At 73.1% G+C, this 23,834-nt stretch carries 26 protein-coding genes; 16 read left to right on the forward strand and 10 right to left on the reverse strand.

From position 1 onward, the window contains the following. A partial coding sequence (gene eccB, locus ABZU46_RS13245) for a type VII secretion protein EccB (protein ID WP_354857141.1) occupies window positions 1–1,350 on the reverse strand: 1,350 nt, incomplete at its 3' end. A 128-nt stretch (window positions 1,351–1,478) separates the two neighbouring features. Here eccB and ABZU46_RS13250 point away from each other — a divergent pair. Beyond that, window positions 1,479–2,192, forward strand: a complete 714-nt coding sequence (locus tag ABZU46_RS13250) for a spermidine synthase (RefSeq protein WP_354857144.1) — start codon at window positions 1,479–1,481, stop codon at window positions 2,190–2,192. A 96-nt stretch (window positions 2,193–2,288) separates the two neighbouring features. Continuing rightward, window positions 2,289–2,465 (forward strand): hypothetical protein, encoded by a 177-nt coding sequence (locus ABZU46_RS13255; RefSeq protein ID WP_354857146.1) that lies wholly within the window; start codon window positions 2,289–2,291, stop codon window positions 2,463–2,465. Window positions 2,466–2,477: 12 nt separating this feature from the next. Here the strand turns inward: ABZU46_RS13255 and ABZU46_RS13260 are convergent, their stop codons facing one another. Then, window positions 2,478–4,280: an acyl-CoA dehydrogenase gene (locus tag ABZU46_RS13260; protein WP_354857149.1), complete on the reverse strand. Its 1,803-nt coding sequence runs from the start codon at window positions 4,278–4,280 to the stop codon at window positions 2,478–2,480. Window positions 4,281–4,423: 143 nt separating this feature from the next. Here ABZU46_RS13260 and ABZU46_RS13265 point away from each other — a divergent pair, with 143 nt between their 5' ends. The 5 genes from ABZU46_RS13265 to ABZU46_RS13285 all read left to right on the forward strand — a co-directional run bounded on the left by ABZU46_RS13265 (window position 4,424) and on the right by ABZU46_RS13285 (window position 7,780). After that, the gene (locus ABZU46_RS13265) at window positions 4,424–4,834 is read left to right on the forward strand and encodes an MmcQ/YjbR family DNA-binding protein (protein WP_354857150.1); all 411 of its coding nucleotides are present in this window, start codon (window positions 4,424–4,426) and stop codon (window positions 4,832–4,834) included. A 113-nt stretch (window positions 4,835–4,947) separates the two neighbouring features. Then, window positions 4,948–5,985 carry an L-dopachrome tautomerase-related protein gene (locus tag ABZU46_RS13270; RefSeq protein WP_354857152.1) on the forward strand — a complete coding sequence of 346 codons (1,038 nt, stop codon included), beginning with the start codon at window positions 4,948–4,950 and terminating at the stop codon, window positions 5,983–5,985. A gap of 50 nt (window positions 5,986–6,035) precedes the next feature. Further along, a complete protein-coding gene (locus ABZU46_RS13275) occupies window positions 6,036–6,641 on the forward strand; it encodes a DUF4291 domain-containing protein (RefSeq protein ID WP_354857155.1) in 606 nt (201 codons plus the stop codon). 23 nt (window positions 6,642–6,664) lie between these two features. Then, on the forward strand, window positions 6,665–7,045 hold the full coding sequence (locus ABZU46_RS13280) for a VOC family protein (RefSeq protein WP_354857157.1): 381 nt from the start codon (window positions 6,665–6,667) through the stop codon (window positions 7,043–7,045). A gap of 39 nt (window positions 7,046–7,084) precedes the next feature. After that, on the forward strand, window positions 7,085–7,780 hold the full coding sequence (locus ABZU46_RS13285; protein WP_354857159.1) for an alpha/beta hydrolase: 696 nt from the start codon (window positions 7,085–7,087) through the stop codon (window positions 7,778–7,780). Between the two features lie 41 nt (window positions 7,781–7,821). Here ABZU46_RS13285 and ABZU46_RS13290 read toward each other — a convergent pair whose 3' ends face one another. From ABZU46_RS13290 to ABZU46_RS13300, 3 genes are read right to left on the reverse strand one after another with little or no spacing between them, the layout of a single operon-like run. Continuing rightward, the gene (locus ABZU46_RS13290; protein WP_354857162.1) at window positions 7,822–9,078 is read right to left on the reverse strand and encodes an MFS transporter; all 1,257 of its coding nucleotides are present in this window, start codon (window positions 9,076–9,078) and stop codon (window positions 7,822–7,824) included. Beyond that, the gene (locus tag ABZU46_RS13295; RefSeq protein ID WP_354857163.1) at window positions 9,075–9,671 is read right to left on the reverse strand and encodes a helix-turn-helix domain-containing protein; all 597 of its coding nucleotides are present in this window, start codon (window positions 9,669–9,671) and stop codon (window positions 9,075–9,077) included. Before ABZU46_RS13295 ends, ABZU46_RS13290 begins: the two co-directional genes overlap by 4 nt. A gap of 60 nt (window positions 9,672–9,731) precedes the next feature. Beyond that, window positions 9,732–11,324, reverse strand: coding sequence for an LLM class flavin-dependent oxidoreductase (locus tag ABZU46_RS13300; RefSeq protein WP_354857166.1), 1,593 nt, complete (start codon window positions 11,322–11,324; stop codon window positions 9,732–9,734). A 115-nt stretch (window positions 11,325–11,439) separates the two neighbouring features. Here ABZU46_RS13300 and ABZU46_RS13305 point away from each other — a divergent pair, with 115 nt between their 5' ends. After that, window positions 11,440–12,033, forward strand: a complete 594-nt coding sequence (locus ABZU46_RS13305; protein WP_354857169.1) for a MarR family winged helix-turn-helix transcriptional regulator — start codon at window positions 11,440–11,442, stop codon at window positions 12,031–12,033. A 109-nt stretch (window positions 12,034–12,142) separates the two neighbouring features. Here the strand turns inward: ABZU46_RS13305 and ABZU46_RS13310 are convergent, their stop codons facing one another. Together ABZU46_RS13310 and ABZU46_RS13315 are read right to left on the reverse strand one after the other, a co-directional pair. Further along, the gene (locus tag ABZU46_RS13310) at window positions 12,143–13,651 is read right to left on the reverse strand and encodes a phosphoesterase (protein ID WP_354857172.1); all 1,509 of its coding nucleotides are present in this window, start codon (window positions 13,649–13,651) and stop codon (window positions 12,143–12,145) included. Between the two features lie 176 nt (window positions 13,652–13,827). Beyond that, complete coding sequence (locus tag ABZU46_RS13315; RefSeq protein ID WP_354857173.1) at window positions 13,828–14,313, reverse strand: hypothetical protein; 486 nt, start codon at window positions 14,311–14,313, stop codon at window positions 13,828–13,830. Here ABZU46_RS13315 and ABZU46_RS13320 point away from each other — a divergent pair, their 5' ends adjacent. Both ABZU46_RS13320 and ABZU46_RS13325 read left to right on the forward strand, forming a co-directional pair. After that, window positions 14,314–14,949 carry a helix-turn-helix transcriptional regulator gene (locus tag ABZU46_RS13320; protein ID WP_354857175.1) on the forward strand — a complete coding sequence of 212 codons (636 nt, stop codon included), beginning with the start codon at window positions 14,314–14,316 and terminating at the stop codon, window positions 14,947–14,949. It abuts the gene before it with no gap. Between the two features lie 49 nt (window positions 14,950–14,998). Then, window positions 14,999–15,388, forward strand: a complete 390-nt coding sequence (locus tag ABZU46_RS13325; RefSeq protein ID WP_354857177.1) for a VOC family protein — start codon at window positions 14,999–15,001, stop codon at window positions 15,386–15,388. 25 nt (window positions 15,389–15,413) lie between these two features. Here the strand turns inward: ABZU46_RS13325 and ABZU46_RS13330 are convergent, their stop codons facing one another. Then, on the reverse strand, window positions 15,414–15,809 hold the full coding sequence (locus tag ABZU46_RS13330; RefSeq protein WP_354857180.1) for a helix-turn-helix domain-containing protein: 396 nt from the start codon (window positions 15,807–15,809) through the stop codon (window positions 15,414–15,416). 87 nt (window positions 15,810–15,896) lie between these two features. Between ABZU46_RS13330 and ABZU46_RS13335 the strand changes: the two genes are divergently transcribed. The 6 genes from ABZU46_RS13335 to ABZU46_RS13360 all read left to right on the forward strand — a co-directional run bounded on the left by ABZU46_RS13335 (window position 15,897) and on the right by ABZU46_RS13360 (window position 21,781). Continuing rightward, entirely contained in the window at window positions 15,897–16,754 is an 858-nt protein-coding gene (locus ABZU46_RS13335; protein ID WP_354857181.1) for an SDR family oxidoreductase, read from the forward strand. A 391-nt stretch (window positions 16,755–17,145) separates the two neighbouring features. Further along, the gene (locus tag ABZU46_RS13340; protein WP_354857183.1) at window positions 17,146–18,093 is read left to right on the forward strand and encodes an ion transporter; all 948 of its coding nucleotides are present in this window, start codon (window positions 17,146–17,148) and stop codon (window positions 18,091–18,093) included. 79 nt (window positions 18,094–18,172) lie between these two features. Then, entirely contained in the window at window positions 18,173–19,342 is a 1,170-nt protein-coding gene (locus ABZU46_RS13345) for an acyl-CoA dehydrogenase family protein (protein ID WP_354857185.1), read from the forward strand. Then, window positions 19,342–20,187, forward strand: coding sequence for a PhnD/SsuA/transferrin family substrate-binding protein (locus tag ABZU46_RS13350; protein WP_354857187.1), 846 nt, complete (start codon window positions 19,342–19,344; stop codon window positions 20,185–20,187). Before ABZU46_RS13345 ends, ABZU46_RS13350 begins: the two co-directional genes overlap by 1 nt. Next, a complete protein-coding gene (locus ABZU46_RS13355) occupies window positions 20,184–21,389 on the forward strand; it encodes a ferritin-like domain-containing protein (protein WP_354857190.1) in 1,206 nt (401 codons plus the stop codon). Before ABZU46_RS13350 ends, ABZU46_RS13355 begins: the two co-directional genes overlap by 4 nt. 38 nt (window positions 21,390–21,427) lie before the next feature. Next, window positions 21,428–21,781 (forward strand): TraR/DksA C4-type zinc finger protein, encoded by a 354-nt coding sequence (locus ABZU46_RS13360; protein ID WP_354857192.1) that lies wholly within the window; start codon window positions 21,428–21,430, stop codon window positions 21,779–21,781. A gap of 54 nt (window positions 21,782–21,835) precedes the next feature. Here the strand turns inward: ABZU46_RS13360 and ABZU46_RS13365 are convergent, their stop codons facing one another. Both ABZU46_RS13365 and ABZU46_RS13370 read right to left on the reverse strand, forming a co-directional pair. Next, a complete protein-coding gene (locus tag ABZU46_RS13365; protein WP_354857195.1) occupies window positions 21,836–23,242 on the reverse strand; it encodes an NAD(P)-binding domain-containing protein in 1,407 nt (468 codons plus the stop codon). Between the two features lie 14 nt (window positions 23,243–23,256). Beyond that, entirely contained in the window at window positions 23,257–23,754 is a 498-nt protein-coding gene (locus ABZU46_RS13370; protein WP_354857198.1) for an N-acetyltransferase family protein, read from the reverse strand. Window positions 23,755–23,834 lie beyond the last annotated feature (80 nt).

A 23,834-nucleotide genomic window follows, 5' to 3' on the forward strand; every position in this document is an offset into this window, starting at 1 on the left:
GGCCGCGGCCGGGTCCAGGGTGGCGCCGGCCGGCACGAGGCTGACCAGGCCGGCGGGCAGCCGCACCGGTCGCACGTCGCGGTAGCCGAGCATCGCCAGCACCTCCCGGTCGGCCAGCACGTACCGCCGGCCCAGGTCGGTGACCACGGACACCGCGCCTCCGGACGCGCCGGGCGCCGCGGCGGCCTCGACCACCGCGCCGCCACCCGGCTGCACCACCACGTGGTCGGCCAGCGCCGCGCCGCCGCTCGACGCGGTCCGTGGGACGGCCGCCAGGTCCGGCAGCCGTACGCCCCGCAGCACCTCGCCGGTGCCGCCGTCGTCCCCGACCCGGGCGCAGATCGCCGCGTCGTCGGAGCTGACGAGCGGGGGCGGCACGGGCGGCGGCGCGGTCGGGCCGCTCGGGGCGAGATCGGGCAACGTGGGCAGCGCGGCGAACCGGCCCAGCGTCATCGGTTCCGACTCCCCCTGCCCGGTGCGGGCCAGCAGCAGCCCGGCCTGCAACTCGGTGATCCCGGCCAGCCCGTCGTCGAGCGCCACCGCGTACTGCCGGCCGCCGCCGGAGTTGCGCACCAGGTAGACCTGACCGATCGTGGCGCCCGGCACGCGGGTGGCGGGTCGACCCTCGCCGGGCAGCGCCAGCGGGGCCAGATCGACGCCTGCGGGAAGCGCGTTGAGCAGGGCCGGCGCGACCGGCACCGCCCGCGTCCGGGTGGTCGCCAGCGCGGCCAGCACCCGGTTGGGATCGCGGACCAGGTACCGGCGCTGGTGCCACACGAGGTGCAGGCCGCCGTCCGGGTGGCGCAGCAGCAGCGCGTCGTCGCCCAGCGGCCGACCGCCGTCGGGATCGGTGCCGATCAGCAGCGCGGAGCGGGGGTCCTCGCCGCCGGCCGTCGAGCAGACCGTCCAGGCCGACGTCGCCAGCCGGCCCGGAGCGGGCAGCGAGTCCGGCGCGTCGGCGATGCCCAGGGGCAGGCCGCGCGGCACGTCGTCGATCGAGCGTCGGGAGACCAGCACGGTCTTCGACCGGTCCGCGCCGACGATCAGCAACGCCGACGCGTAGTTGAGCACCGGGTGCAGCTTCTGCTCCCGGTAGACGAACCGGGCGCCGGACTCCTTCTCCACGATCACCGCGCCGGGGTCGCGCCACCCCTTGCCACCGCCGGCGAACAGGCCGTAGAGCGCCGAACCCCCGAGCCCGATCGCCGCGACGAGGACGCTGGCCAGGCCCGCGCCCGCCAGCCGCCGAAACGGTGACTGGGCGGGGTCGGTCTCCCGCATCACCAGTGCGGCGACCGCCCGCTGGACGCTGAACTGGTAGGAGTGCAGCTGATCCTGCCGCGACGGCATGAGGTCCCTTCCGCTGGTTCGACCGGGCCACAGGATATGCGCTGCGTCGATGTCCCGTGGACCCTGCGTGGCGGGCCCGGCCCCGACCGGTACCATCCGGGGACGAATCCGGCGGCGAGAGGGCACCCGTGGGCGCGCGTTTCGAGGAGCTGGCCTGGCGGGAGACCCCGATCGGCGCGATCAGCCTGCGGCGGCGCCGCGATCCGGCGCTGCAGGTCGAGGTGTACGAGGTCAAGCTCGACGACGAGTACCTGATGTCCAGCCTCTTCCCCGTCGCCGAGATCGAGCTGGCCCGGCTGGGCCTGGCCGAACTGACCGGCGACGCCCTCGACGTGGTGGTCGGCGGCCTCGGGCTGGGCTACACCGCGTGCACCGCGCTGGCCGACCCACGGGTGCGAACACTCCTCGTGGTGGAGGCCATCGAGGACGTCATCGACTGGCACCGGCGGGGACTGCTGCCGTTCGCGGCCGGGCTCGCCGAGGACCCCCGGACCCGGTTCGCGCGAGCCGACTTCTTCGCCGCCGTGGCCGGTGACGACGGGTTCGACGCCGAGACGCCCGGACGTCGGTACGACGCCGTCCTGCTCGACGTCGACCACTCGCCGCGCAACGTCCTGCACCCGAGCCACGCCCCCTTCTACGCGCCGGACGGGCTACGCCGACTCGCCGCGCTGCTGCGACCGGAGGGCGTCTTCGCGCTGTGGTCGGACGACCCGCCGGACGACGAGTTCGTCGCGGCGCTCACGGAGGTGTTCGCGACCGCGCGGGCTCATGTCGTGCCGTTCGCCAACCCGCTGACCGGCGGCCAGTCCGCCAACACGGTCTACGTCGCCCGCCGCTGACTCCGCCTGGGGATGGCGTTTGAGGTTGGCGGAATCGGGGACGTGGAGCCCGGGGTCGCCGCATCTCGCGCCGCGGCCGGGTTACGGGAGGTCGCGATGCGTGCCCTGCTCTGGGTCGTCGGTGTGGTCGCCGGCGTGCTGATTCTGCTCGGGCTGATCCTCGAAGCGGTCCGCTGGCTGATCATCATCGGTCTGATCGCGCTGGTGATCGTGATCGTCCTGGGCGTGGTCAAGGGACGGCAGGCCATGCACCACCAGACCCGCCGACGGTGACGCCGGGGCCGTTCAGAACCAGTCGGCGCGCATGTCGAGCGTGGTCCGGTCGAGGCTGTCCAGCAGGTCGAACTGCGGGCCCGTCCGGGGCAGCTCGGCCGTGAAGAAGTAGCGGGCGGCCTGCCGCTTACCGGCGTGGAAGGCGTCGCCACCCTCCTGGGGCGGCAGCGCCAGCACCTGCTCCAGCCACATCCACGCGATCACCACGTGCCCGACCGCCTCCAGGTAGACGCTGGCGTTGGCCAGGGCGAGCACCGGATCACCGCCGGACCAGAGCCGGCGGGTGACCGCGACGACCCGATCCACCGCGCCGGCCAGCCGGTCGGCCAGCTCGGCCGCCTCGCCCCCGGCCCGGCGGCCCCGGCTGACGGTGTCGCCCATCCTCTCGGCCAGCAGGAGCAGGCCCGCGCCGTCGCGCATGGTCATCTTGCGCCCCAGCAGGTCCAGCGCCTGGATGCCGTGGGTGCCCTCGTGGATCGGGTTGAGCCGGTTGTCCCGGTAGTGCTGCTCCACGTCGTGGTCGCGGGTGTAGCCGGCGCCGCCGAGCACCTGGATCGCCAGGTCGTTGGCGACCAGGCACCACTGCGACGGCCAACTCTTGGTGATCGGGGTGAGCACGTCCAGCAGCAGGTGCGCCCGCTCGCGGTCGGTCTGCTCCGGGGCGGTCTGCTCCTCGTCAAGCAGCCGGGCGCAGTAGAGCACCAGGGCCAGGGCACCCTCCACGTAGCTCTTCTGCGCCAGCAGCATCCGCCGTACGTCCGGGTGGTCGATGATCGGCACCTGCGGCGCCGCCGGGTCCTTCGCGTCGACCGGCCGGCCCTGCGGCCGCTCGCGGGCGTACGCCAGGCTCTTGAGATAGCCGGTGTAGCCCAGCGCCATGGCACCGGCGCCGACACCGATCCGGGCCCCGTTCATCATGTGGAACATCTGGGCGAGCCCCTGGTGCGGCACGCCGACCAGATGGCCGACGGCGCCGGAGCGACCGGCCGGGGTGTGGCCGCCGTCGCCGAAGCTGAGCAGGGTGTTGGTGGTCCCCCGGAAGCCCATCTTGTGGTTGAGCCCGGCGAGTACCACGTCGTTGCGGTCGCCGAGCGATCCGTCCGGCTCGACGAGCACCTTGGGCACGATGAACAGCGAGATGCCCTTCACCCCGGGCGGCCCGCCGGGAATCCGCGCCAGCACCAGGTGGACGATGTTCTCGGCCAGCTCGTGATCACCGCCGGAGATCCACATCTTGGTGCCGAAGAGCCGGTACGTCCCGTCCGGCTGGGGCTCGGCCCGGGTGGTGATGTCGGCCAGCGAGCTGCCCGCGTGCGGCTCGGACAGGCACATGGTGCCGAAGAACCGGCCCTCCAGCATGGGTCGGACGTACGTGTCGACCTGCTCGGCGCTGCCGTGCGCCAACAACAGCTTCGCGTTGCCCAGGGTCAGCATCGGGTACGCCGAGGTGGCCACGTTGGCCGCCTGGAACCAGGCGAAGCAGGCGGCGGCGACGGCCTGCGGCAGTTGCAGGCCACCGACCGAGGCGTCCAACCCGGCCGTGAGCAGACCCGTCTCGGCGAAGCTGTCCAACGCCGCGCGCACCTGCGGGATCAGCCGCACCCGCTGCCCGTCGAACGTCGGTTCGGCAAGGTCGGCGGCCCGGTTGTGCGAGGCGAACTGCTCGGTGGCCACCCGCTCGGCGAGGTCCAGCGCGTCGTCGAAGGTCTCCCGGGAGTGCTCGGCGTAGCGAGAGCGCTCGGCGAGTTGCGACACCCGCAACCAGTCGTGCAGCAGGAAGTCCAGGTCACGGCGGGAGAGCAGGGTGGACGGCACGGAACTCCTCGGCGGGGCTCGGGTGTGTCGGTTCGGGGGCGGCGGCCCGGCGTCGCCCCGACCCATCCTGACCGATCCGCCGGGAGCACACCACCGCCCGCCGGCGGGCGTCAATGTCGTACCCGCCGAATAGGGTCCTGCCCGTGACCGCACCCGGAGACGTCGACCCCGAGGTTCTCGACCGGCTGCGCCCGATCTGCCGCGGATTGCCGGAGACCTACGAGGAGCCGGCCTGGGTGGGCACCCGTTGGCGGATCCGCCGGCGCACCTTCGCCCACGTGCTCACCGTCGACCCCGACCGTCAGGCGGTGCACGCGCGCGCCGCCGCGCTCGACCGGCCGGCCTGCCTGTTGGTCTTCCGGTCGCCGCTCGACGAGATCGCCGGTCTGCTGAGCGTCGGGCACCCCTTCTACAAGCCGGACTGGAGCCCGAACGTGCTGGGCATGATCCTGGACGAGGACACGGACTGGGACGAGGTCGGCGAGCTGCTCACCGAGAGCTACTGCGTGCAGGCGCCCAAACGGCTCGCCGCGCTGGTCGACCGGCCCGGCTGAGCGCACCCGGCGAGGCCGGGCGTTTCGCCCGGACCGGCTCGGGGATACCGCGCCAACGGTGGCGGATCATCGACGGGAATCGGCGACGCCGCCCGTCGCGCGAGGAGCGGCCCATGTCCAGGCTTGGGACCGAGGAGGATCCTCGGTTGACACCCGTGCTCGTCGAGGATCGGGTGTGCACGGGTGTGACCACCCTGCGGGGGCGGGTCTTCCTGAGCTACCCGTCGGCGGACGGGCCGGGCGTGCAGGTGGCGGAGGCGCTGCCGGACGGCGGTCGCAACCCGTACCCGGACGCCGCGTGGAACGAGCCGGACCAACCGCCGGACGGAGCGTTCGTGCACGTCAACGGGTTGCGGGCCGGCCCGGACGGCCGACTGTGGATCATCGATTCGGGGTCGCCGCAGCTTGGCGGGGAGCAGGTGCCCGGCGGCGCGCGGCTGATCGCCGTCGACGTCGACGCTGACCGGGTGGACCGGGTCTACCACCTCGACGACGCGGTGCGTCCGCGCAGCTACGTCGACGACGTCCGGTTTCACGGCGGCACCGCGTACCTCACCGACGCCGGCACGCCCGGCCTCATCGTGCTGGACCTCGACTCGGGCCGGTGCCGACGGGTGTTGGACGGGCACCCGAGCACGGTGGGCGGGCGCGTGGTCGCCGACGGCCGGGCGCTGCGGGATCCCGGCGGCGCCGAGGTGTGCCTGAACGCCGACCAGCTGGAGGTGTCGCCGGACGGTCGGTGGCTGTACTACCAGCCCGCCTCGGGTGGGATGTCCCGGATCGGCACCCGCTGGCTGGACGACCCGACGCTGTCCGCCGAGGAGTTGGCCCGGCGGGTCGAGCCCTGGTGGGACACGCCCAGCACCGGTGGCACGGCCATCGACGCGCTCGGCACCATCTACGTCAGCGATGTGGAGCGACGTCGCGTGCTCGCCCTGGGGCCGGACCGCAGCGTCCGTACGCTCGTCGCCGACCAGCGCCTGGCCTGGGTGGACGCGATGTGGCTCGACGCCGAGGGTCACCTCTGGCTGCCGGCGGCCCAGCTGCACCTGACCGCCGGGCTCAACGGCGGCCACTCGGCCGTCGACTATCCGGTCCGGATCTACCGGATGCCGGTCGACGCCGGTCCGCCCCCGCGCGACCACGCCTGACGGCGGTATTCCTGTGGAGCGGTCGAGGCCCGATCGGTGAGAATCGGGGCGTGTCCGTTCCCGCCCGTCAGATCCGCGCTCGCCATTCGGCCGACACGATCACCGTGTACCAGGCGTACCCCCCGGAGGTCGCGCTGCCGGCCGTGGCCGCCGGCCGCTTCGTGGCCCCCTTCAAGCGGGACCGCATGACCTGGATCAAGCCGTCGTTCCGGTGGATGATGTACCGCTGCGGCTGGGCCACCAAGCCCGGCCAGGAGCGCGTGCTGTCGATCGACATCGCGCGGGAGGGCTTCGAGTGGGCGCTGGCGCACGCCTGTCTGAGCCACTACGACCGGGACGTGCACGGTGACCGGGCGACCTGGTCGCGGCAGCTGAAGAGCAGCCCGGTACGGGTGCAGTGGGACCCGGAACGGACGGTGCGGATGGCCGCGCTGCCCCATCGGTCGCTGCAGGTCGGGTTGTCCGGTGCGGCGGTCGCCCGGTACGTCGACGACTGGATCGTGGCCGTCACGGACATCACCCCAACCGTCCACCGTGTACGGGAGCTGGTGCGGGCAGGCGATGAGCGAGCGGCGACGGACCACCTGCCGGTCGAGAGTCCCTACCCGCTACCGGCTCAGATCGCCGCTCGCCTCGGCGCGACGGGCGGTGGGTGAGAGTCCTCGATATCCTGCCTCGCATGCATCGAAGCCGTGTGTACGCGTTGCTGATCGACGCGCCCGAGGCGGAGGCCGCGCGGGCGGCGGAGTTCTGGTCGGCGGCACTCGGCGTCGGCACCCGGTCCCATCCGGCCGAGCCGCAGTTCGTCGGTCTGCACGAGGCGTTGCCGGGCCTGGTCACCGCCGTCCAGGCCGTCGACGACGCGCCGCGCTACCACCTCGACATCGAGACCGACGACGTGGCGGCCGAGACCGCTCGGCTGGTCGGCCTGGGCGCCACCGAGGTGTCGCAGTGGTTGGAGTGTCGGATTCTGCGGGCGCCCGGCGGGCACCTGCTCTGTGTGCTGCCGGTCGAGAGCCCACCTGAGGTGTTCGACGCCCAGTCCCGGACCTGGTCGTGACGCGCCGGGCCGTCAGAGGTCGGCGCTAGGGTGCCGGACATGGCGAATGTGATGTTGGTGGCGGGCGCGTGGCTGGGGTCGTGGGCGTGGGACGAGGTGGTGCCGGGGCTGCGGGCCGCCGGCCACCAGACCTGTCCCCTGACCCTCTCCGGTCTCGCCGAGAGGCCTGGCGTGCCCGCCGGGCAGCAGACCCATGTGCAGGACATCGTCGGCGAGATCGAGCGGCGCGACCTGCGCGACGTGGTGCTGGTCGGGCACAGCTACGCGGGCATCCCGGTGGGTCAGGCCGCCGCGCGGATCGGCGACCGGTTGACCCGGGTGGTCTACGTCGACGCGGAGGTGCCGGTCGACGGCGGGTCGTTCGCGTCCGGCTGGTGGCAGGGTCAGGCGGCGTTCGAGTCGGTGCTCGCCGACAACGGCGGCGACTGGCGGCCGCCCGACGCGGCCGAGTTCGACGGCCAGGGGCTCACCGACGAGCAGGTCGCGCGGCTGCTCAAGGGCGCCACCCCGCACCCGGGCGCCACGCTGACCGAACCGGCCGTGCTGGCCCGTCCGCTGGGCGAGCTGCCGACGACGTACGTCAAGTGTCTGCTCGACGGACCGGAGCCCAACGACACCGTGTCCGCGCTGCTGACCAGCGAGCACTGGCGGCTGGTCACGATGGCCACCGGCCACTGGCCGATGTTCTCCCAACCCGCCGAGCTGGCGCGGTTGCTGGTGGCGGAGATCGGCTGACCGCGCGGGCGACGACGGTCTCGGCGGGCCGGCCCGGCAGGTCAGGTCGCGGGGTCGTCGAGGGTGGTGATGTGGCGTACCGGGGACGCGAGCAGCCACAGGACGGCGAGCACGCCGCCCACTCCGGCGACGACCAGGGCCGGCCGCAGCCCGAGGGTGGTGCCCAGCGCGCCGCCGACCAGCGCGCCGAGCGGCCGGATGCCGTAGTTGACGGCGCTGTACGCGCCGGCCCGGCGACCGCGCGCGTCGTCGGGTGTGACGGCGGTGAGCAGGGCGTTGAGGTTGACGTCCATCAGCATCACGCCGACGCTGGAGACCATCTCGATGGCCGCCAGCATGGCCACCTTCGCCCAGGTCGGGCCGGCGATCAGCGCCGTCAACGCCAGCGGCGCGGGAAAGACCACAACGCCGATCATCGCGGTACGGCCCAACCCGATGGCCCGCGACAGGCGAGGCGCCAGGGCCGCGCCGGCCAGTCCGCCGAGCGCGCCGATGCCGAACGCGACGCCGATGGCGCCGGCCGACAGGCCGAGTTCACGGTTGGCGTAGAGCACCAGCAGCGCCGCGGCGATGAAGGTGAAGAAGTTGACGGTGGTGGTGCAGCCGAGCGCGGCGCGCAGCACCGGGTGGCGCAGCACCAGCACCAGGCCCTCGCGGACCAGGCCGAGGGTGGACGTCCGCCGTGGCGGCGGAGGCGACTCGGTGACCGGGATGCGCCGCAGCAGCAGCGCGGAGGCCAGGAAGGACACCGCGTCGACGAGGACCGCCACCGGCGCGCTGAGCGCCTGGACGAGCCCACCGCCGACGGCCGGGCCGGCGATGAACGAGAGGGACCGGCTCACGCTGAGTTTGCTGTTCGCGTCCACGTACGCCGACCGCGGCACCAGGGCGACGAAGAACGCCTGCTGTCCCAGGGTGAACACCACCGCCCCGGCGCCGCTGAGCAGCGCCACCAGGTAGAGCTGGGTGAGGGTGATCGCGCCGAACAGGTAGGCCACGGGCAGGCTGAGCAGCACGGCCGCGCGGGCGAGGTCCGCGATGATCAGGAGTCGACGCTTGTGGGTGCGCTGGTCCACCCACGCGCCGAGGAACAGGCCCAGCAGGTTGGGCAGCCAGATCAGCGCGGTGAGGACGCTGACCTGCACGGGCGTCGCGGCGAGCAGGGAGACGGCGATCAGCGGCAGGGCCAGTTCGCTGATCCGGTCGCCGAACGCCGAGATCGTCTCACCCATCCAGAAGGTGCGGAACCGCCGGTCGCGGCCCAGCGCCGGTGCGGGCGGGGCGTCGACGGCCGTCATGACGCGGGCGAATCGTCGCTGGATTCGGGCAGCAGGTAGCGCAGCATCCGGACGAGCTGGGCGCCGTCCGGCGTCGTCTCGTCGTCCTTGCGCCGCACGTACGGGGCGAGCAGCTCCTCGATCGCCTCTTCCAGGTGTCGCAGCTCGTCCGGTGTGGCGACGAAGCGGGTGTCGGCCACCCCGGCCAGCCCGCGCCACTCGGTGTTCAGCCGAGGCTCGTCGTGCAGCAGCCACTGCTGGGGTGCCTCGGCATAGCGGGCGAACATCTCGCCGCGCAACTGCCGGGCCGCGGCCTGCCCCTCGGCGTCGTCGGGCAGCGAGAAGCGGAACCCCCGGGCGGCTGCCTGCCACCAGCGTTCCCGCTTGCTGGTGGCGCCGTCCCAATCGGTGACCAGGCCGAACGTCGCGAGGTGGCGCAGGTGCCAGCTGACCACCGACGGCGTGGCGCCGACGTGCGGCGACAGTCCGGTGGCCGTGGCCGGGCCGTGTTGCTGGAGCCGGTCGAGGATGGCCAACCGAACAGGATGCGCCAGCGCCCGCAGCGCCTGCGGCTCGGTGATCTCGAAATCCCCGTACGGATTCTTGAGAGACATGTTTCGAAAGTAGCCTCTCAGATCCTGCGCAGCAACCCCCGGAGACGCCGGTTCCTCCGCTCAGCTCACCCCCAGGCGGGCCAGCGGCTCGACCAGTTCCCGCTCCTCGTAGCTGAGGTGCGACAGCAGGGCGTCGGTCAGCAGGTTCACCGCGGCGCGCAGCTCGGCCAGGCCGTCCGGCGCCCCGACGTACGCGACCAGCGCCTTGTCGACCCCCTCCAGCACGTCGTGGATGACGTGGTGCTCCTGCTCCAGCCGGTCGACGACCGGGCGCAGCCGCGGGTCGGCCTGCCGCAGCCGCGGAAAGAGGGCCTGGTCCTCGATGGTGTGGTGGGTGGTGACGATGCGGCAGTAGGACTCGCAGTAGGCGCCGAGCGTCCACCGGTTCTGCCGCATGGTCATCGTGTTGATCTGCGATCGCGCCACGCCGGCGTCGATCTCGCCCGCCGCGACCTGCTCGATCAGGTCGTGGATCTGGGCCAGTTCGCCGCGCAGGCCGTCGTGCACCTGCACCAGGTGCTGGCCGGTGGCCTGCTCGTGGGCGGTGTAGGTGCGCGTCGGGTCGGGCGCGGGCCCGGTGGGACGGGCCGACTCGTCCCAGACCTGCCGGTCGCTGAGCCGCCGGCCGTCGTCCGGGGTCGGCACCACCGCGAAGGCCCCGGCGGTCACCCTCGCGCGGGTCGGCCGCGCGGAGGGCGCGACGAGCGCCGCCGGCTCCGCGGCCACCACCGGCTCGGCGGGAGTACGCGTCGACGCGGCGCCACTGTCGCGTTCGGCCGCGACCAGTTCGCGCACGGCGGGGGCCACCTCGCCCGCGAACCGGCGCAGGTCGTCGGGGTCGTCGCTGGCGAGGATGAACGTGCCGACGCCCTCGCCCAGCGCCAACTCGACCAACTCCCGCACCCACTGCTCGGCGGGCCCGTGCAACGGGCCGCCCCCGGCCGACGAGAAGGTGCCGGAGATGTTCAGCAGCCGGCGGACGTCGCGGGGCGAGCGGCCCGCCTCCTGGGCAGCATCGTCGATGATCTTGTTGCCCCTGGCCAGGTCACCGGGCTGGAGGTAGTCCAGTGACGGCAGCCAGCCATCGGCCCGGCGACCGGTGAGCGCGAGCATGCGCGGCTTGTACGCCCCGAGCCAGATCGGCACCGCGTGGGCGGGGGCGGGGCCGCGCTTGGCGCCGACCACCCGGTGGAACTCGCCGTCGACCCGCACGCCGCCGCGCGCCTGGACGTCCCACGTCTGCCGGATGACGTCGATGCCCTCCTCCAGCGCCCGTACGCCCTCGCCGGGGGTCAGCCGCCGGCCGCCCATCGCCTCGATGGCGTCCCAGAACGCACCCGCGCCGAGACCCAGCGCGACCCGACCGCCGCTGAGCAGGTCGAGGCTGGCGACGCTGCGGGCGAGCACGGCGGGCGGGCGCAGCGGCAGGTTGGTGACGTTCGCCGAGAGGTGCACCCGGTCCGTCCGCGCCGCGACGAAGCTCAGCAGCGTCCAGGTGTCCAGAAATCGCGGCTGGTACGGATGGTCCTGGAAGGTGACCAGGTCCAGCCCGACCTGCTCGGCCAGGACCGCGAGCCCGACCGTGCGGTCCGGATCGTCGTTGCCGGGCGTGGTGAACGATCCGAAGACCAGGTCGTGGCCGTAGTCGCTCATCGTGCGAGCCTCCCGTCGTCCGCGACGCGTCGGACGATGCGTCGTGGCCTCGACCTTATGTCAGACAGAACATCTGTTGCCAACAAGGTTGGCTGTCCTGCGCTATTGTCGGGGCATGACGGGTGCCAGCGACCGGCCGGACCGGCCCGATCCCCTCGACGACGATCTGGGCTGGATGCTGGGGATCGTCTTCCGGGGCTACGTCCGGGCAGCCGAGCACACCCTGACCGATTTCCCCGGCGGCCCGCGCGGTTATCAGGTGCTCACCGCCGCGGCCACCGGGCCGGCCCGCAACCAGGGCGCGATCGCCGAGGAGCTGGGCATCGACCGGACGGTGCTCACGTACCTGATCGACGACCTCGAACGCCCGGGGTTCGTCGCCCGGCGGGCGGACCCGGCCGACCGGCGCAGCCGGCTGGTGGACGTCACCGACGCCGGGCGGGCGGCCTGGGAGCAGCGGCGCGAGGCGCTGCGGCAGGTCGAGGCGCACCTGCTGGGGGCGCTCACGCCGACCGAGTCGGCGACCCTGCGCGCACTGCTGCAACGGGTCGCCTGCTCGACCCAGGCGATCGACCCCCTGCGCGATCTCTGCCAGGCGGTGGCCGAGGTGCGGCCCGAGCCCGCTGCGCCGATGCCGAGCCGGCCGGGCGCAGCGTCCGAGCACGGTCGGCCGCGCGCCGCCCGGTCGCGCGGCCGCAGCGACGGCTGACCGGACGGTCGAACGGCGAGGTGGGCCCGCAGGCCCCTCCCCGACCATCGTGCGTCGAGGAATGCCGGCGGGCCCACCGTGTGGCGGCAGCGTCGCTTGCGGCGACGGGTCAGCGCACGTGCACGAACACCGGGTTCGAGTAGAACCACAGGTCGTCCCACGGGCTCTCCAGCCCGTCGGCGAGCGGCTCCGCCTCGTCGGTGCTGGTGCCGCGCACCCGCGCGTAGGTGTCGGCCTCGACGTTGCGCAGGGTGTGCCGGATGACGTAGTCCGCACCCTGGCGACGCCAGTCCCGCGGGCCGAACCGGGCCACCACAGTGGTGGTGGGGTTGGTGTCGGCGTCCGGGTTGGCGCTCGGCCCGGTGATCTGGCCGACGATCAGGTCCACCCGACGGACCTCCGGACGGTCCCCGTTGCCGTTCACACCGTCCAGTGGACGGAACGTGATCTCGATCTCGACGTCGGTGCGGCTGCGGCGACTGACCGTGATGGTCTCGCCGACCTCGGCCGTCTGCCCCTGGGACCTGGCGGTCACGTCGAGGCTGCGGATCAGGTCGCCGGTGGTCACCCAGATCCGGCCGTTGCGCAGGCCGTCCATGATGTCGCCGTAGTCCTGGCGGGCGTACACGTAGGTCTTGCTGTACTCGCCCGGCCAGAAGTCCGAGCCGCCGCGCGTCCAGTGCACGTGCGAGTCCGACGTCGCCGTGATCCACCAGCGCCGGCCCTCACCGAGCAGCGAGTCCCAGAGCCCACCGACCCGCGCGGTCATCTGGTCGAAGCCACCGTAGGTGGGGTGGTTGCCGTACCCGCCGCGCTTGCCGCCGTTGAGCGGACCGGCCTGGTGGCCGGGCGCGCCCTCGAAGCCGACGTAGACGTCCGGCGCGGCGTTGTTGCCGTTGCGGAACTCCCGCGGGGTGTCCTGGCCGTAGACACCGAGGCCGGGCGCCGACCGGGAGGCGTGGTGGGCGATCACCAGCGGCTTGTGCGGCATGCCCCGGGCGACCTTGAGGAACTCCACCATCTTGGCCTCGGTGTCGCGGGCCGGGTCGGTGGGGAACGCGTCGTACTTGGCGAACCGGCTCTCCAGCTCGAAGAGCTGCTTCGCCTCGTCGTCGTGGCGCGGGATCATCAGCGTGTGGTGGTCCAGCGAGGGCGCGTCGAACTCCATGCCCCAGAACTGGAGCACCTCGGGGACCAGCTTGCGCGAGCGCAACAGGTCGGGGTACGCCTGCTCGATGTTCACCTTCGAGTGCGTCGGTCCACCGTGGTCGGTGCACATCGCCCAGGTCAGACCGAAGTTCTTGGCCATGATCGCGTTGGTGACGATCGGGTAGACCGCGTCCGCGCCCTTGTGGAAGACGATCGGGCTCTTCGTGGTGTCGAACTCGCCGCTGTACTCGGAGTGCACGTGGTGGTCACCAGCGCGCCAGGACCGGTTCTTGGCGTTGCCCCGGTCGCTCGTGTCGTCGCCGGGTCGGCGCTCCTCGTCGGCCCACGCCGCGCCCGCGCCGACCAGCGGGCTGGCGGCGGCCAGCGTCGCGCCGACGCCGGCGTACTTGACCAGCTTGCGCCGCGACAACTGCGCGTGCTCGATCTCTTCGGCTTGCTTGTCTCGCACGTGAGAGCCTCTCCTCGATCAAGCGAATGCTCTTTCGATCAAGAAGCCTCGAAGAGGTTGGTGAACGTCCGCCGTACGACGGGCGGGTGCACGATGAACACCCTCGCGGAGCCCGTTGAAGGGCGCGCGAGGCGCGGCGGTGGGTCACGCGCCGACAGCGGGGCGTGCGCGTGTCGTCAGATTCGGGCGCGTGGCAGCCAGCCCAGGAAGCGGAGTCGTACTCGGGGCAGGGGCAGCGTCGGCAGATCCTGGGCGGCGGCCACGAGGCACGACCCGAGGTAGACGGCGAGCGCGGCACGCGCCCCGCCGAACTCGGCGAGCAGCTGGCTCTGCTTGGTCGCGCAGGGCCATTCGCGGCCACATCCGGTGCAGGTCCAGCTCGGCGGACTGGGCAGGTGCTCGGGCAGCGTGGTCCGTCGGTACCGGCCCACGACGCTGTTGTCCGCTCGCACGTCGCGTCGCCGGGGCTCGGGGCCCCCGTTGTGGTGCGCGGGTGGCCGCGGGGCGGGCAGATAGCGCCGGACGGTGCCGAGGAGCGCCCCGACGCGGACCAAAGCGTCCGGCCCCACCTGGTGGGCCAGCAACGCCGTGAGCAGGTAGTGCCCCAACAGGTCGGCCCCGGCGACGCCTTTCTCGTCACCCGTCCCGGTCAGCCGGTCCACGTGCGGTGGGACCCCGGCGAGGTGGAACTCTGCGTCCTGGACCTCGGCGTGTTGACGCAGGTGGCGACCGCCGCCACGGCCCGGAGGCCCGGCCAGATCCGGTTCACCGACCTCGGCGGAGTCAACGCGCCGCTCGCCCGGCAGTGGCACCGAACCACCAGTTACGTCAGCGATGTCGTGGCGAGCATCCCGAGCGCCAGCGCCCAGCCGTTGGTGATCGGCAACGCCGCACGGATGCTCGCCGCGGCAGCGCTCGCGATCTTCCCCAACACGGCGTTCACCGACGAGACCGCCGAGGACCGCCGCGACGCCAGCACCGCCACCCTGCGCCGCGCCGTCGCATTCATGGAGGAGAACGCCGACCGGGACATCAGCGCCGCCGACATCGCCAGCGCCGCCGCCGTCTCCCAGCGCGCGGTGCAGCTCGCCTTCCGCCGCCATCTCGGCACCACCCCGATGGCGTACCTGCGCAGGATCCGGCTCGATCGGGCCCACCACGACCTGGTCCGGGCCGACCCCGGACAGGAGACCGTGTCGGCCATCGCGAGTCGCTGGGGGTTCGCCAACCACAGCCGGTTCACCGCCCGCTACCACGCCAGCTACGGGGTGCCGCCTCGCGAGACGCTCCGCGCCTGACCGCGCCGCATGCCCCACGTCCGGACGGCCCGGCCGTAAGCTCGGTGCCATGCCGGACGGTTTACGGCTCGACCACTGTGTCATCGCGGTGACCGACTGGGCGAGGTCCACCGCCTTCTACCGGGATGTCCTGGGCGCCCAGATCGTCGACCAACCCGATGGTCGGGTCGCGTACCGGTTCGGCGACCAGCAGCTCAACGTGCACGGTCCGGGCCTGGACGTCGGCGCGTTGGTCGCCCGGCGTCCCGTCGAGGCCGGGGGCAGCGACCTCTGTCTCGTCTGGCCGGGCACCGCCGACGAGATCCTCGACCACCTGCGGCGGCACGGCGTCGAGGTGGAGGCCGGGCCGGTGGACCGCCACGGCGGACGCGGACCGGGCAGAAGTGTCTACTTCCGCGACCCCGACGGCTCGCTGTTGGAACTGATCAGCTACCGCTGACCGCCTCGGCGAACTCCGGCTCGGGTCAGCCCCGCTCCCGCTCGCCGGCGGTCTGCACCTCGGACACCGAGGCCTCCAGCAGGTCCGCGAGGCCGCGCAACTGATCGGCGACCCGGGCGCCGAGAGGGGTCAGCGAGTATTCGACGCGCGGCGGGATCGCGGTGAGCACCTCGCGGGTGAGCATGCCGTCGCGTTCGAGAGTCTGCAGGGTCTGGGAGAGCATCCGCTCGCTCACCCCGTCGATGCGCCGCCGCAGCGCGTTGAACCGGTAACTGCCCTCACCGAGCGCGAGCAGAGCGAGCGAGGCCCATTTCGAGGTGACGCTCTCGAAGGCGGCACGGGAGGTACAGCCGCGCGCGAAGACATCACTGACGAGTTCCTGGGTAGGCCCCGCCGGGTCCCGGGCCGGCATGTCGCTCATGTCACCAGCTTACCCGACGCTTACCTGAGAGCTTGTGCTGTAGATTCGTAAGTGCTTACGTTTCGTCACCGTCAATCGGAGGTCCCCATGCCCACGTATGCCGTCACCGGCGCCACCGGCCGGCTGGGTCGCCTGGTGATCGAGCACCTGCTCGGCGCCGGCGTGCCCGCCACCGAGATCGCCGCGATCGTCCGCAGCCCGGAGAAGGCCGCCGACCTGGCCGCGCGCGGGGTCGAGATCCGCCGGGCCGACTACGACGACCCGACGACGCTGCCCGGCGCCGTGGCCGGCGTACGCCGCCTGCTGCTCATCTCCGGCGACACGCCCGGGCAGCGGACCGCCCAGCACACCGCGGTCATCGAGGCCGCCACGCTCGCCGGGGTCGGCCGCGTGGTCTACACCAGCATCCTGAAGGCCGACACGACCACGAACCCGCTCGCACCGGAGCACAAGGCCACCGAGGAGGTCCTGGCCGCGTCGGGCCTGCCGTACACGGTGCTGCGCAACGGCTGGTACACCGAGAACTACACCGACCAGCTGCCGCAGTACCTGCAGAGCGGCACCATCCTCGGCGCCACCGGCGGCAGCAAGGTCTCCGCCGCGCCCCGGACCGACTACGCGGCCGCCGCGGCGGCGGCGCTGACCCGGGACGAGGAGGGCAACGCCGTCTACGAGCTGGGCGGCGCCGCGTTCACCTTCGACGAGCTGGCCGACGCCGTCACCGAGGTGACCGGCACCACTGTCGTCCACCGCGACCTGTCGGCCGCCGAGCTGGCCTCGGCGCTGGAGAACGTCGGGCTCGACGCCGGCACCGCCGGGTTCGTCGCCGCCCTCGACCACTCGATCGCCATCGGCGAGCTGGCCACCGACAGCGACGACCTCAGCCGGTTGATCGGCCGGCCGAGCACCCCGCTGCGCGACGCCATCCGGGCCGCGCGGGCCTGACCGGCCGCGGTCTCCTCACGGTTCGTCGATCGGGCGGGTGACAGGGTGTACGCCTCCGTCACCCGCCCGCCGGACCACCGCTCCGCTTCGCCCTCTGCGCCGCCTCTGCCTCAGTCGGGACCACGCGGGCCGGCGGAACGCCCCGACCGCCCCGTCAGCCCGCCTCCGGCGACGCGGCGAGCTACGGGTAGAGCGATCCGGTGCCGACGACCGCGCGCATCGACACCGCGACGAGCCCTCAGCTGTCGGCCAGGGCGATGGCGGCCTCCACGATGGCGTCCCGGCTGTGCGTCGTGACTAGGGTGGTGACCATGCCCCCGCACCGCCAGCCCGACGATGCGAGGTGGGCCCACGACGCCGCCTCGGCGCACACCGACGGGTCGGCCGCTTGATGAGCGGACCGCCCGCGCCCGCGCAGCGAGACGCACCGTCCACACCCCAGCGTGACCGGCCCGCGCTGGCCGACGCCTGCGCACGGCTCGCCCGTTCCCGCCCCTTCGAGATCGGCATCGTCGTCGTCATCCTCGCCAACGGGATCGTCCTCGGACTGGAGACGTACGACGGTCTGGTCCCCGCGACCCGGGCGCTGCACGGGCTGGAGGTGCTCTTCCGCGCCGTCTTCGTCGTCGAGATCGGCATCCGGCTGGCGGCCTACGGCCGACGTCCGCAGGACTTCTTCCGGCACGGCTGGAACGTCTTCGACTTCGTCGTGATCGCGGCCATCTTCATTCCGGGCCTGCACGGTGACTCGGCGCTGCTGCGCGTGGTGCGGGTCGCCCGGATGGTCCGGCTGGTGCGGTTCTCGCCGGGCCTGCGGACCATCGTGTCCGCGCTGTGGCGCAGCCTGCCCGGTGTCGGCGGGTTCCTCGCCCTGGCCGTGGTGACGCTCTACGTGTACGGGATGGCCGGCTGGCTGATCTTCGGCGACAGGTACCCGGACGAGTACGGCGACATCGGCCGGTCGCTGCTGACGTTGTTCGTGCTGCTCTCGCTGGAGACACTGCCGGACCTCATCGAGCAGGGCCTGGCCATCTCGCCGTGGACGCTGCTCTACTACGTCAGCTACGTGGTGATCACCGTCAACCTGCTGCTCAACATCCTCATCGCGGTCATCGTCAACTCGATGGAGGAGGCCCGCCGCCTGGAGATGACCGAGCGGTTGGCCCCCGGCTACGACGAGGACGGCGACGGCGTACCCGACGAGGTAGACCGCATCGCGCTCACCCAGCGGCTGGACGACCTGCGGGCGGTCATCGCCGAGTTGGAGCGGGAGTTGCGGATCGACCGGGACGACACGCACGCCCGGCCGCACCGCGAGGACACCCCCTCCCGACGGTGAGACCACACTCTCGATCATGACGGCCGGATCGGCTAGTCTCGATGGCGGTCCCGCCGGTCCGAATGAAGGGGCACCGCGCATGACGGCCAGTGTCGACAGTTTCCAGTCCCGCACCGACGTCCTGACCACACTCACCACCGTGATCGACGAGGTGATCCGCCCGCAGGCGGAGGCCGTCGACCGGGACGGCGCCTTCCCCCGCGAGGGCGTCGATGCCCTCGCCACGGCGGGCCTGCTCGGCCTGGCCTCCTCCCCCGAGGTCGGTGGCGGCGGCCAGGGCATGCGCGCGGTCGCCGACGTCATCGAACGGCTGGCCGCCGAGTGTGGGTCCACGGCGATGGTGGTTCTGATGCACTACGCGGCGACCGCCGTCATCGAGGCGCACGGCCCGCACGAGGTTCGCGCGGCCATCGCCGCCGGCCGTCACCTGACCACGTTGGCGTTCTCCGAGTTCGGATCCCGCAGCCACTTCTGGTCGCCCACCGGGTCGGCGACGGCGTCCGGTGATGCCGCGGTGCGACTCGACGCCCGCAAGAGTTGGGTCACCGCGGCGGGCGAGGCCGACAGCTACGTCTGGTCGAGCCTTGCGCTGGCGTCGGGGGCCGGGCCGATGACGCTGTGGCTTGTTCCGGCCGACAGCGCCGGGCTCCGCGTCGCCGGTGACTTCGACGGGCTGGGCCTGCGCGGCAACGGCTCCCGGCCGATGACGGCCGAGGGCGTGGTGGTCCCCGCCGACGCGATGCTGGGCACCGACGGCACCGGCCTCGACACCGCGCTCGGCGCCGTGCTCCCCTGGTTCCTGGTGCTCAACTCGGCGTTCTGTCTCGGCCTCGCCGACAGCGCCGTCGCCGAGGCGGCCCGGCACCTCACCGGCACCACGCTCACGCACACCGGCGCGGCGCTTCGCGACGCGCCCGTCGCCCGACGCGACTTCGCCCAGTTGAAGATCCGCACCGACGCCCTGCGCGCCTTCCTCGGTGACACCCTCACCGCGCTGGAGACCGGCCGGGACGACGCGACGCTGCGCGTGTTGCAGGTCAAGGCCCTGGCCGGCGAGACGGTCGCGGACGTCACCGACGGCGCGATGCGGCTCTGCGGTGGCAGCGCCTTTCGCAAGGAGTTGGGCCTGGAGCGCCGATTCCGCGACTCGCGAGCCGCCCGGGTGATGGCACCGACCACTGACGCTCTGCACGACTTCGTGGGCCGCGTCGCCACCGGCCTGCCGCTGCTCGACGAGGCCAACCGCTGATGCCGGCGCCGTCGGTCCTGATGGGCGCGGTCGCGTACGACCCCAAGGTCGTCACCATCTGGGAGGGCTTTCGCGGCTGGCTGCGCGGTCACGGCCTGGATTTCGACTTCGTCCTCTACTCGCACTACGAGCGACAGGTCGAGGACCTTGTCGCCGGCCGCATCGACGCCGCGTGGAACTCTCCGCTCGCGTGGCTGCGAGCCGACCGGCTGGCCACGGCCGCTGGCGGCTCCGTGCGCGCGCTCACGATGCGCGACACCGACCGGGACCTCACCTCGGTCGTGGTGGTGCGCGCCGACTCGCCGGTACACCGGGTCGAGGATCTCGCCGGAAGGGTGGTGGCGACCGGCGCGGTGGACAGTCCGCAGGCCACGCTGATCCCGCTCGGCCACCTCGCCGCGGCCGGAGTCCGGGTCGACGTGCGCCGGTTCGACGTCGGTGTCGGGCTGCACGGTGACCACGTCGGGGGCGAACGTGACGCCGCGCGCGCCCTGGCGGCCGGGGAGGTCGACGCCGCCTGCATGATCGACGCCAACCACCTGATGTTCGTGCAGGAGGGCACGCTGCCACCCGAGGGCACCCGGATCGTCGCGCAGACCGGGCGGTACGACCACTGCAACATGACGGTGCGCGAGCCGGCGTCCGACGGGGTCCGGCTCTTCGGCACCCTGCTGCGCGGCATGTCGTACGCCGATCCGCAGGTGCGCCCGCTGCTCGACCTGGAGGGCCTGACGGCCTGGCAGGACGGCCGTACGACCGGGTACGACGCCCTCGCCGAGGCGGTCGACGCGAGCGGGTTCTACGCCCCCGACGGGCGGGTGACCGCTGCGGACTATCGGCCGTGACCGCCGACGTCGAGATCGATCTCGGCGGCCTCGGCTTCGGCCGTGGCGCGCACCTGTTGGTGCAGCGCGCCCTGGCCGGGTTGCCGCCCGGCGGCCGGGTGGCGGTCTCCGGCACCGATGCGGCGTTGGGGGTGCACCTGCCGGCGTGGTGCCGAAGCCGGGGTCACCGGGTCGAATGGCCCGATCCCGCGGACCGGAGTCGCCTGGTGGCGGTCGTCGTCCGGGGCGCCGCCGACGACGACCGCTGGTTCGGCGCGGAGCGGGCCGGGCCTGCCCTGCCCTCGGCGCTGAGCAGCCGTCCACCGCCACGCTGGGGGCTCGGTGCCCGTGGCGCGCTGCTGGAGGCCGGCGGGCCCGAGGCCCGCTTCGACCTGGACGACCGCGATCTGGTGTGGGCCGACATCGCCCCCGCGCTGTACGCGCAGGCCGCCGCACGGCAGTGGGACCCGCAGACGGCGGTGCCGTGGGACGACGCGTTCGCGCTGCCGGCGGATGTCGAGGCCGCGGTCGTGCAGGTCATGACCTACCTGGTCGAGAACGAGCAGGCGGCTCTCGTCGTACCGGCCCGGTTCATCGGCCGTATCCACCCGCACTTTCGGGAGGTGGTGCAGCTCCTCGCGGTGCAGGTGGCCGACGAGGCCCGGCACATGGAGGTCTTCAGCCGGCGGGCGCTGCTGCGCGGCGCGGAGCTGGGCACGTCCTCGGCGGGTGGCCGGCAGTCGCTCTTCACGCTCGTCGCCGAGTCCGATTTCGCCCTGGCGTCGTTCCTGCTCTCCGTGCTCGGCGAGGGCAGCTTCGTCGACCTGCTGGGGTTCCTGGTGCGGCACGCTCCCGATCCGGTGACCCGCCGGATCTGCTGGCTGGCGATGCAGGACGAGCGCCGGCACGTGGTGTTCGGCATGGCCCATCTGGAGCACCAGGCGACGGTCGACCCGCTGCTGCGGGACCGACTCCGTGCCGCGATCCACCGTCGTCACGACGCGTTGGCCGACACCGCGGGCCTCAACGCGGACGTCTTCGACGCGCTGGTGCTGCTCGCGGCGGGCGGGTGGGACCCCGATGACGTGGCCGCCGGCTTCGACCACGTGCGTGCTCTGCAACAGGCGATGGACCAGGGCCGCCAGCGCCGACTCGTCCGGCTGGGCTTCCGGTCGGACGAGGCGGCCGCGCTCTCCGCCCTGCACACCCGCAACTTCATGTAGACCCCGGTGCGCGGCACCGGGCGTAGCCTGGAACCGCCATGGACACCGAATCCCGCGCGATTCGTGCGGATCTCCTCCGGCGGCGCGACGAGACCGCCGCTGAGGCCGCCGCGCTGGAGGGCGACCTGCGGAGCCTGTTCGAGGCGTCCCGGTCGTCGAACGCCGACGACGAACACGACCCCGAGGGCAGCACGATCGCGTTCGAACGGGCACAGCTCACTGCCGTCCTGGACGCGGCACGTCGACGCCTGGCCGAACTGGACGAGGCGGTGAGCCGCGTCGACGCCGGCAGCTACGGCGTCTGCGAACGATGCCTGCGCCCGATTCCCGCCGAGCGGCTCGCCGCCCGCCCGTCGGCGCGTACCTGCGTCGCCTGCGCCAGCCGCCGGTGACGGTGGCGGCGCCCGCGGGCCCGGGGGCCGGCGGACGCCGCCGTCGCGGGGACGTCAGCTGGCGCAGCAGCCGCCGGCCTGGCCATCGGCGGACGCGGTGTCGACGGCGACGAGGCTGAGCAGCCCGCCGGAGACGCCGGTGGCCAGCCCGCGTCGGGCCGGCTCGGCGGCCGGCGTCGGGCCGCAGCAGCTGTCGCCGCTCACCGAGTCGGCGGCGTTGCTGGAGCACACGCCGGTCTCGGGCAGGTCGAGCTGGACGTCGCGGGCGGCGGCCCAGTCTCCGGCCAGGGCGGCGACGACCGAGCGGACCTGCTCATAGCCGGTGGCCATGAGGAACGTCGGCGCCCGACCGTAGGACTTCATGCCGACGGCGTGGTAGCCGACCTCCGGGTGGGTGAGCTCGTCGATGCCGTGCGGAGGCACGGTGCCGCAGGAGTGCTCGTTCGGGTCGATCAGCGGGGCGAGCGCGCGGGTCGCGCCGAGCACCGGGTCGAGGTCCAGCCGCAGCTCGGCGGTGATCGAGTGGTCCGGGCGGAACCCGGTGGCCGCGACGACGCGGTCCACGAGCACCGACTCCTCGCCCCCGTCGGCGTGCCGGACGACCACCCGGACGCGCCCGTCGGCCGGTGTGAGGGCGTGCACCCAGAAGCCGGTGAGCAGCCGGACCCGGCCCGCGTCGACGTGCCCCCGCAGCCGCGCGCCGAGAGCGCCGCGCGCCGGCAGGGCGTCGGCGTCCCCGCCGCCGTACGTGCGCGCGGGCGAGGTGGTGCGGATCGCCCAGGTCACCTCGGTGCCCGGCTCGGTGGCGGCCAGGTCCGCCAGGGACAGCAGGGTGTTCGCCGCGGAGTGACCGGCGCCCACGACGAGCGTGTGGCGGCCGGCGAAGCGGTCCCGGTCGGCGCCGAGCACGTCCGGCAGCGCGTGTTCGAGGTACGCGGCCACGTCGGCCTCACCCCGGGCGGGCAGGCCGGACGCGCCGAGGACGTTCGGGGTGTCCCAGGTGCCGGAGGCGTCGAGCACGGCGCGGGCCAGCAGCTCGTCACCGTCGGCGAGGCGGACCAGGAACGGCGTGGTGTCGCGGCCGGCGGTGCGCAGCCGGTCGAGGCCGAGGCGGCTGATCGCCTGGACCCGGGCGCCGTAGCGGACGTGGGGCTTGAGCTGGGGCAGCTCCGCGAGCGGCTGGAGGTACGCGCGGACCAGCTCCGCCCCGGTCGGCAGGGCCTCCGGGTCGGGGGCGAGCCAGCCGGCGTCGTCGAGGATCCGGCGGGCGGCCGGGTCGATGTTGTAGCGCCAGGGCGAGAAGACCCGCACGTGGCCCCACTGGGCGACGGCGGCGCCGGGGGTGTCGCCCGCTTCCAGGACGATGAAGGGCAGGCCGCGTTCGTGCAGATGGGCGGCGGCGGCGAGGCCGGTCGGGCCAGCGCCGACGACCACGACGGGAAGGCTGTCCAGGGCGTTCATCGGGTAACTCCTTGTCAGGTGATGGTGGGGCTGCGGCGTTCCAGCAAAACCACGTCGCGCCAGCGGTCATGGTGGCGGCCGATCCGCTCCCGAACGCCGATGACACGGAACCCGGCCCGCCGGTGCAGGGCCAGACTGCTGGTGTTCTCCGGGAAGATGCCGGACTGGATGGTCCAGATGCCGGCCGCCTCGGTCGAGGTGATCAACGCGTCGAGCAACAGCCGGCCGACCCCGCGCCCCTGGGCCGCCGGGTCGACGTAGACGGAGTGCTCGACCACTCCGGCGTAGACCGGGCGGCTCGATGTCGGTGTGACGGCGACCCAGCCGAGGATGGCGTGGCTGCCGTCCACGGCCACGAAGCGGTGCGCGGTCAGCCGGGTGGCGTCGAACGCCGCCCAGGTCGGCGCGGTGGTCTCGAAGCTGGCGTCACCGCCGTCGAGGCCCGCCTGGTAGATCGTCAGGACGCGGTCGGCGTCGCCGGCGGTCATCGGGCGCGTGGTCAGGTCGGCCATCGGCGGGCTCCGTTCCGGTCTCGGACGAGGAGAGACTGTCTCGACGTCTGTCGAATCAGACAGTTGCACGCTGATTAGAT

It is taken from the genome of Micromonospora sp. NPDC005197 (genome assembly GCF_040608295.1).
Classification (GTDB): Bacteria; Actinomycetota; Actinomycetes; order Mycobacteriales; family Micromonosporaceae; genus Micromonospora.

What these genes read in the sequence shown, in the direction of transcription:
- ABZU46_RS13335 (WP_354857181.1), top strand. Translation starts at nt 15,897, where the DNA reads ATGCCCACGTATGCCGTCACCGGCGCCACCGGCCGGCTGGGTCGCCTG.
- ABZU46_RS13340 (WP_354857183.1), top strand. Translation starts at nt 17,146, where the DNA reads ATGAGCGGACCGCCCGCGCCCGCGCAGCGAGACGCACCGTCCACACCC.
- ABZU46_RS13285 (WP_354857159.1), top strand. Translation starts at nt 7,085, where the DNA reads ATGGCGAATGTGATGTTGGTGGCGGGCGCGTGGCTGGGGTCGTGGGCG.
- ABZU46_RS13270 (WP_354857152.1), top strand. Translation starts at nt 4,948, where the DNA reads ATGTCCAGGCTTGGGACCGAGGAGGATCCTCGGTTGACACCCGTGCTC.
- ABZU46_RS13280 (WP_354857157.1), top strand. Translation starts at nt 6,665, where the DNA reads ATGCATCGAAGCCGTGTGTACGCGTTGCTGATCGACGCGCCCGAGGCG.
- ABZU46_RS13255 (WP_354857146.1), top strand. Translation starts at nt 2,289, where the DNA reads ATGCGTGCCCTGCTCTGGGTCGTCGGTGTGGTCGCCGGCGTGCTGATT.
- ABZU46_RS13360 (WP_354857192.1), top strand. Translation starts at nt 21,428, where the DNA reads ATGGACACCGAATCCCGCGCGATTCGTGCGGATCTCCTCCGGCGGCGC.
- ABZU46_RS13345 (WP_354857185.1), top strand. Translation starts at nt 18,173, where the DNA reads ATGACGGCCAGTGTCGACAGTTTCCAGTCCCGCACCGACGTCCTGACC.
- ABZU46_RS13330 (WP_354857180.1), bottom strand. Translation starts at nt 15,809, where the DNA reads ATGAGCGACATGCCGGCCCGGGACCCGGCGGGGCCTACCCAGGAACTC.
- ABZU46_RS13370 (WP_354857198.1), bottom strand. Translation starts at nt 23,754, where the DNA reads ATGGCCGACCTGACCACGCGCCCGATGACCGCCGGCGACGCCGACCGC.
- ABZU46_RS13325 (WP_354857177.1), top strand. Translation starts at nt 14,999, where the DNA reads ATGCCGGACGGTTTACGGCTCGACCACTGTGTCATCGCGGTGACCGAC.
- ABZU46_RS13305 (WP_354857169.1), top strand. Translation starts at nt 11,440, where the DNA reads ATGACGGGTGCCAGCGACCGGCCGGACCGGCCCGATCCCCTCGACGAC.
- ABZU46_RS13350 (WP_354857187.1), top strand. Translation starts at nt 19,342, where the DNA reads ATGCCGGCGCCGTCGGTCCTGATGGGCGCGGTCGCGTACGACCCCAAG.
- ABZU46_RS13295 (WP_354857163.1), bottom strand. Translation starts at nt 9,671, where the DNA reads ATGTCTCTCAAGAATCCGTACGGGGATTTCGAGATCACCGAGCCGCAG.
- ABZU46_RS13290 (WP_354857162.1), bottom strand. Translation starts at nt 9,078, where the DNA reads ATGACGGCCGTCGACGCCCCGCCCGCACCGGCGCTGGGCCGCGACCGG.
- ABZU46_RS13365 (WP_354857195.1), bottom strand. Translation starts at nt 23,242, where the DNA reads ATGAACGCCCTGGACAGCCTTCCCGTCGTGGTCGTCGGCGCTGGCCCG.
- ABZU46_RS13300 (WP_354857166.1), bottom strand. Translation starts at nt 11,324, where the DNA reads ATGAGCGACTACGGCCACGACCTGGTCTTCGGATCGTTCACCACGCCC.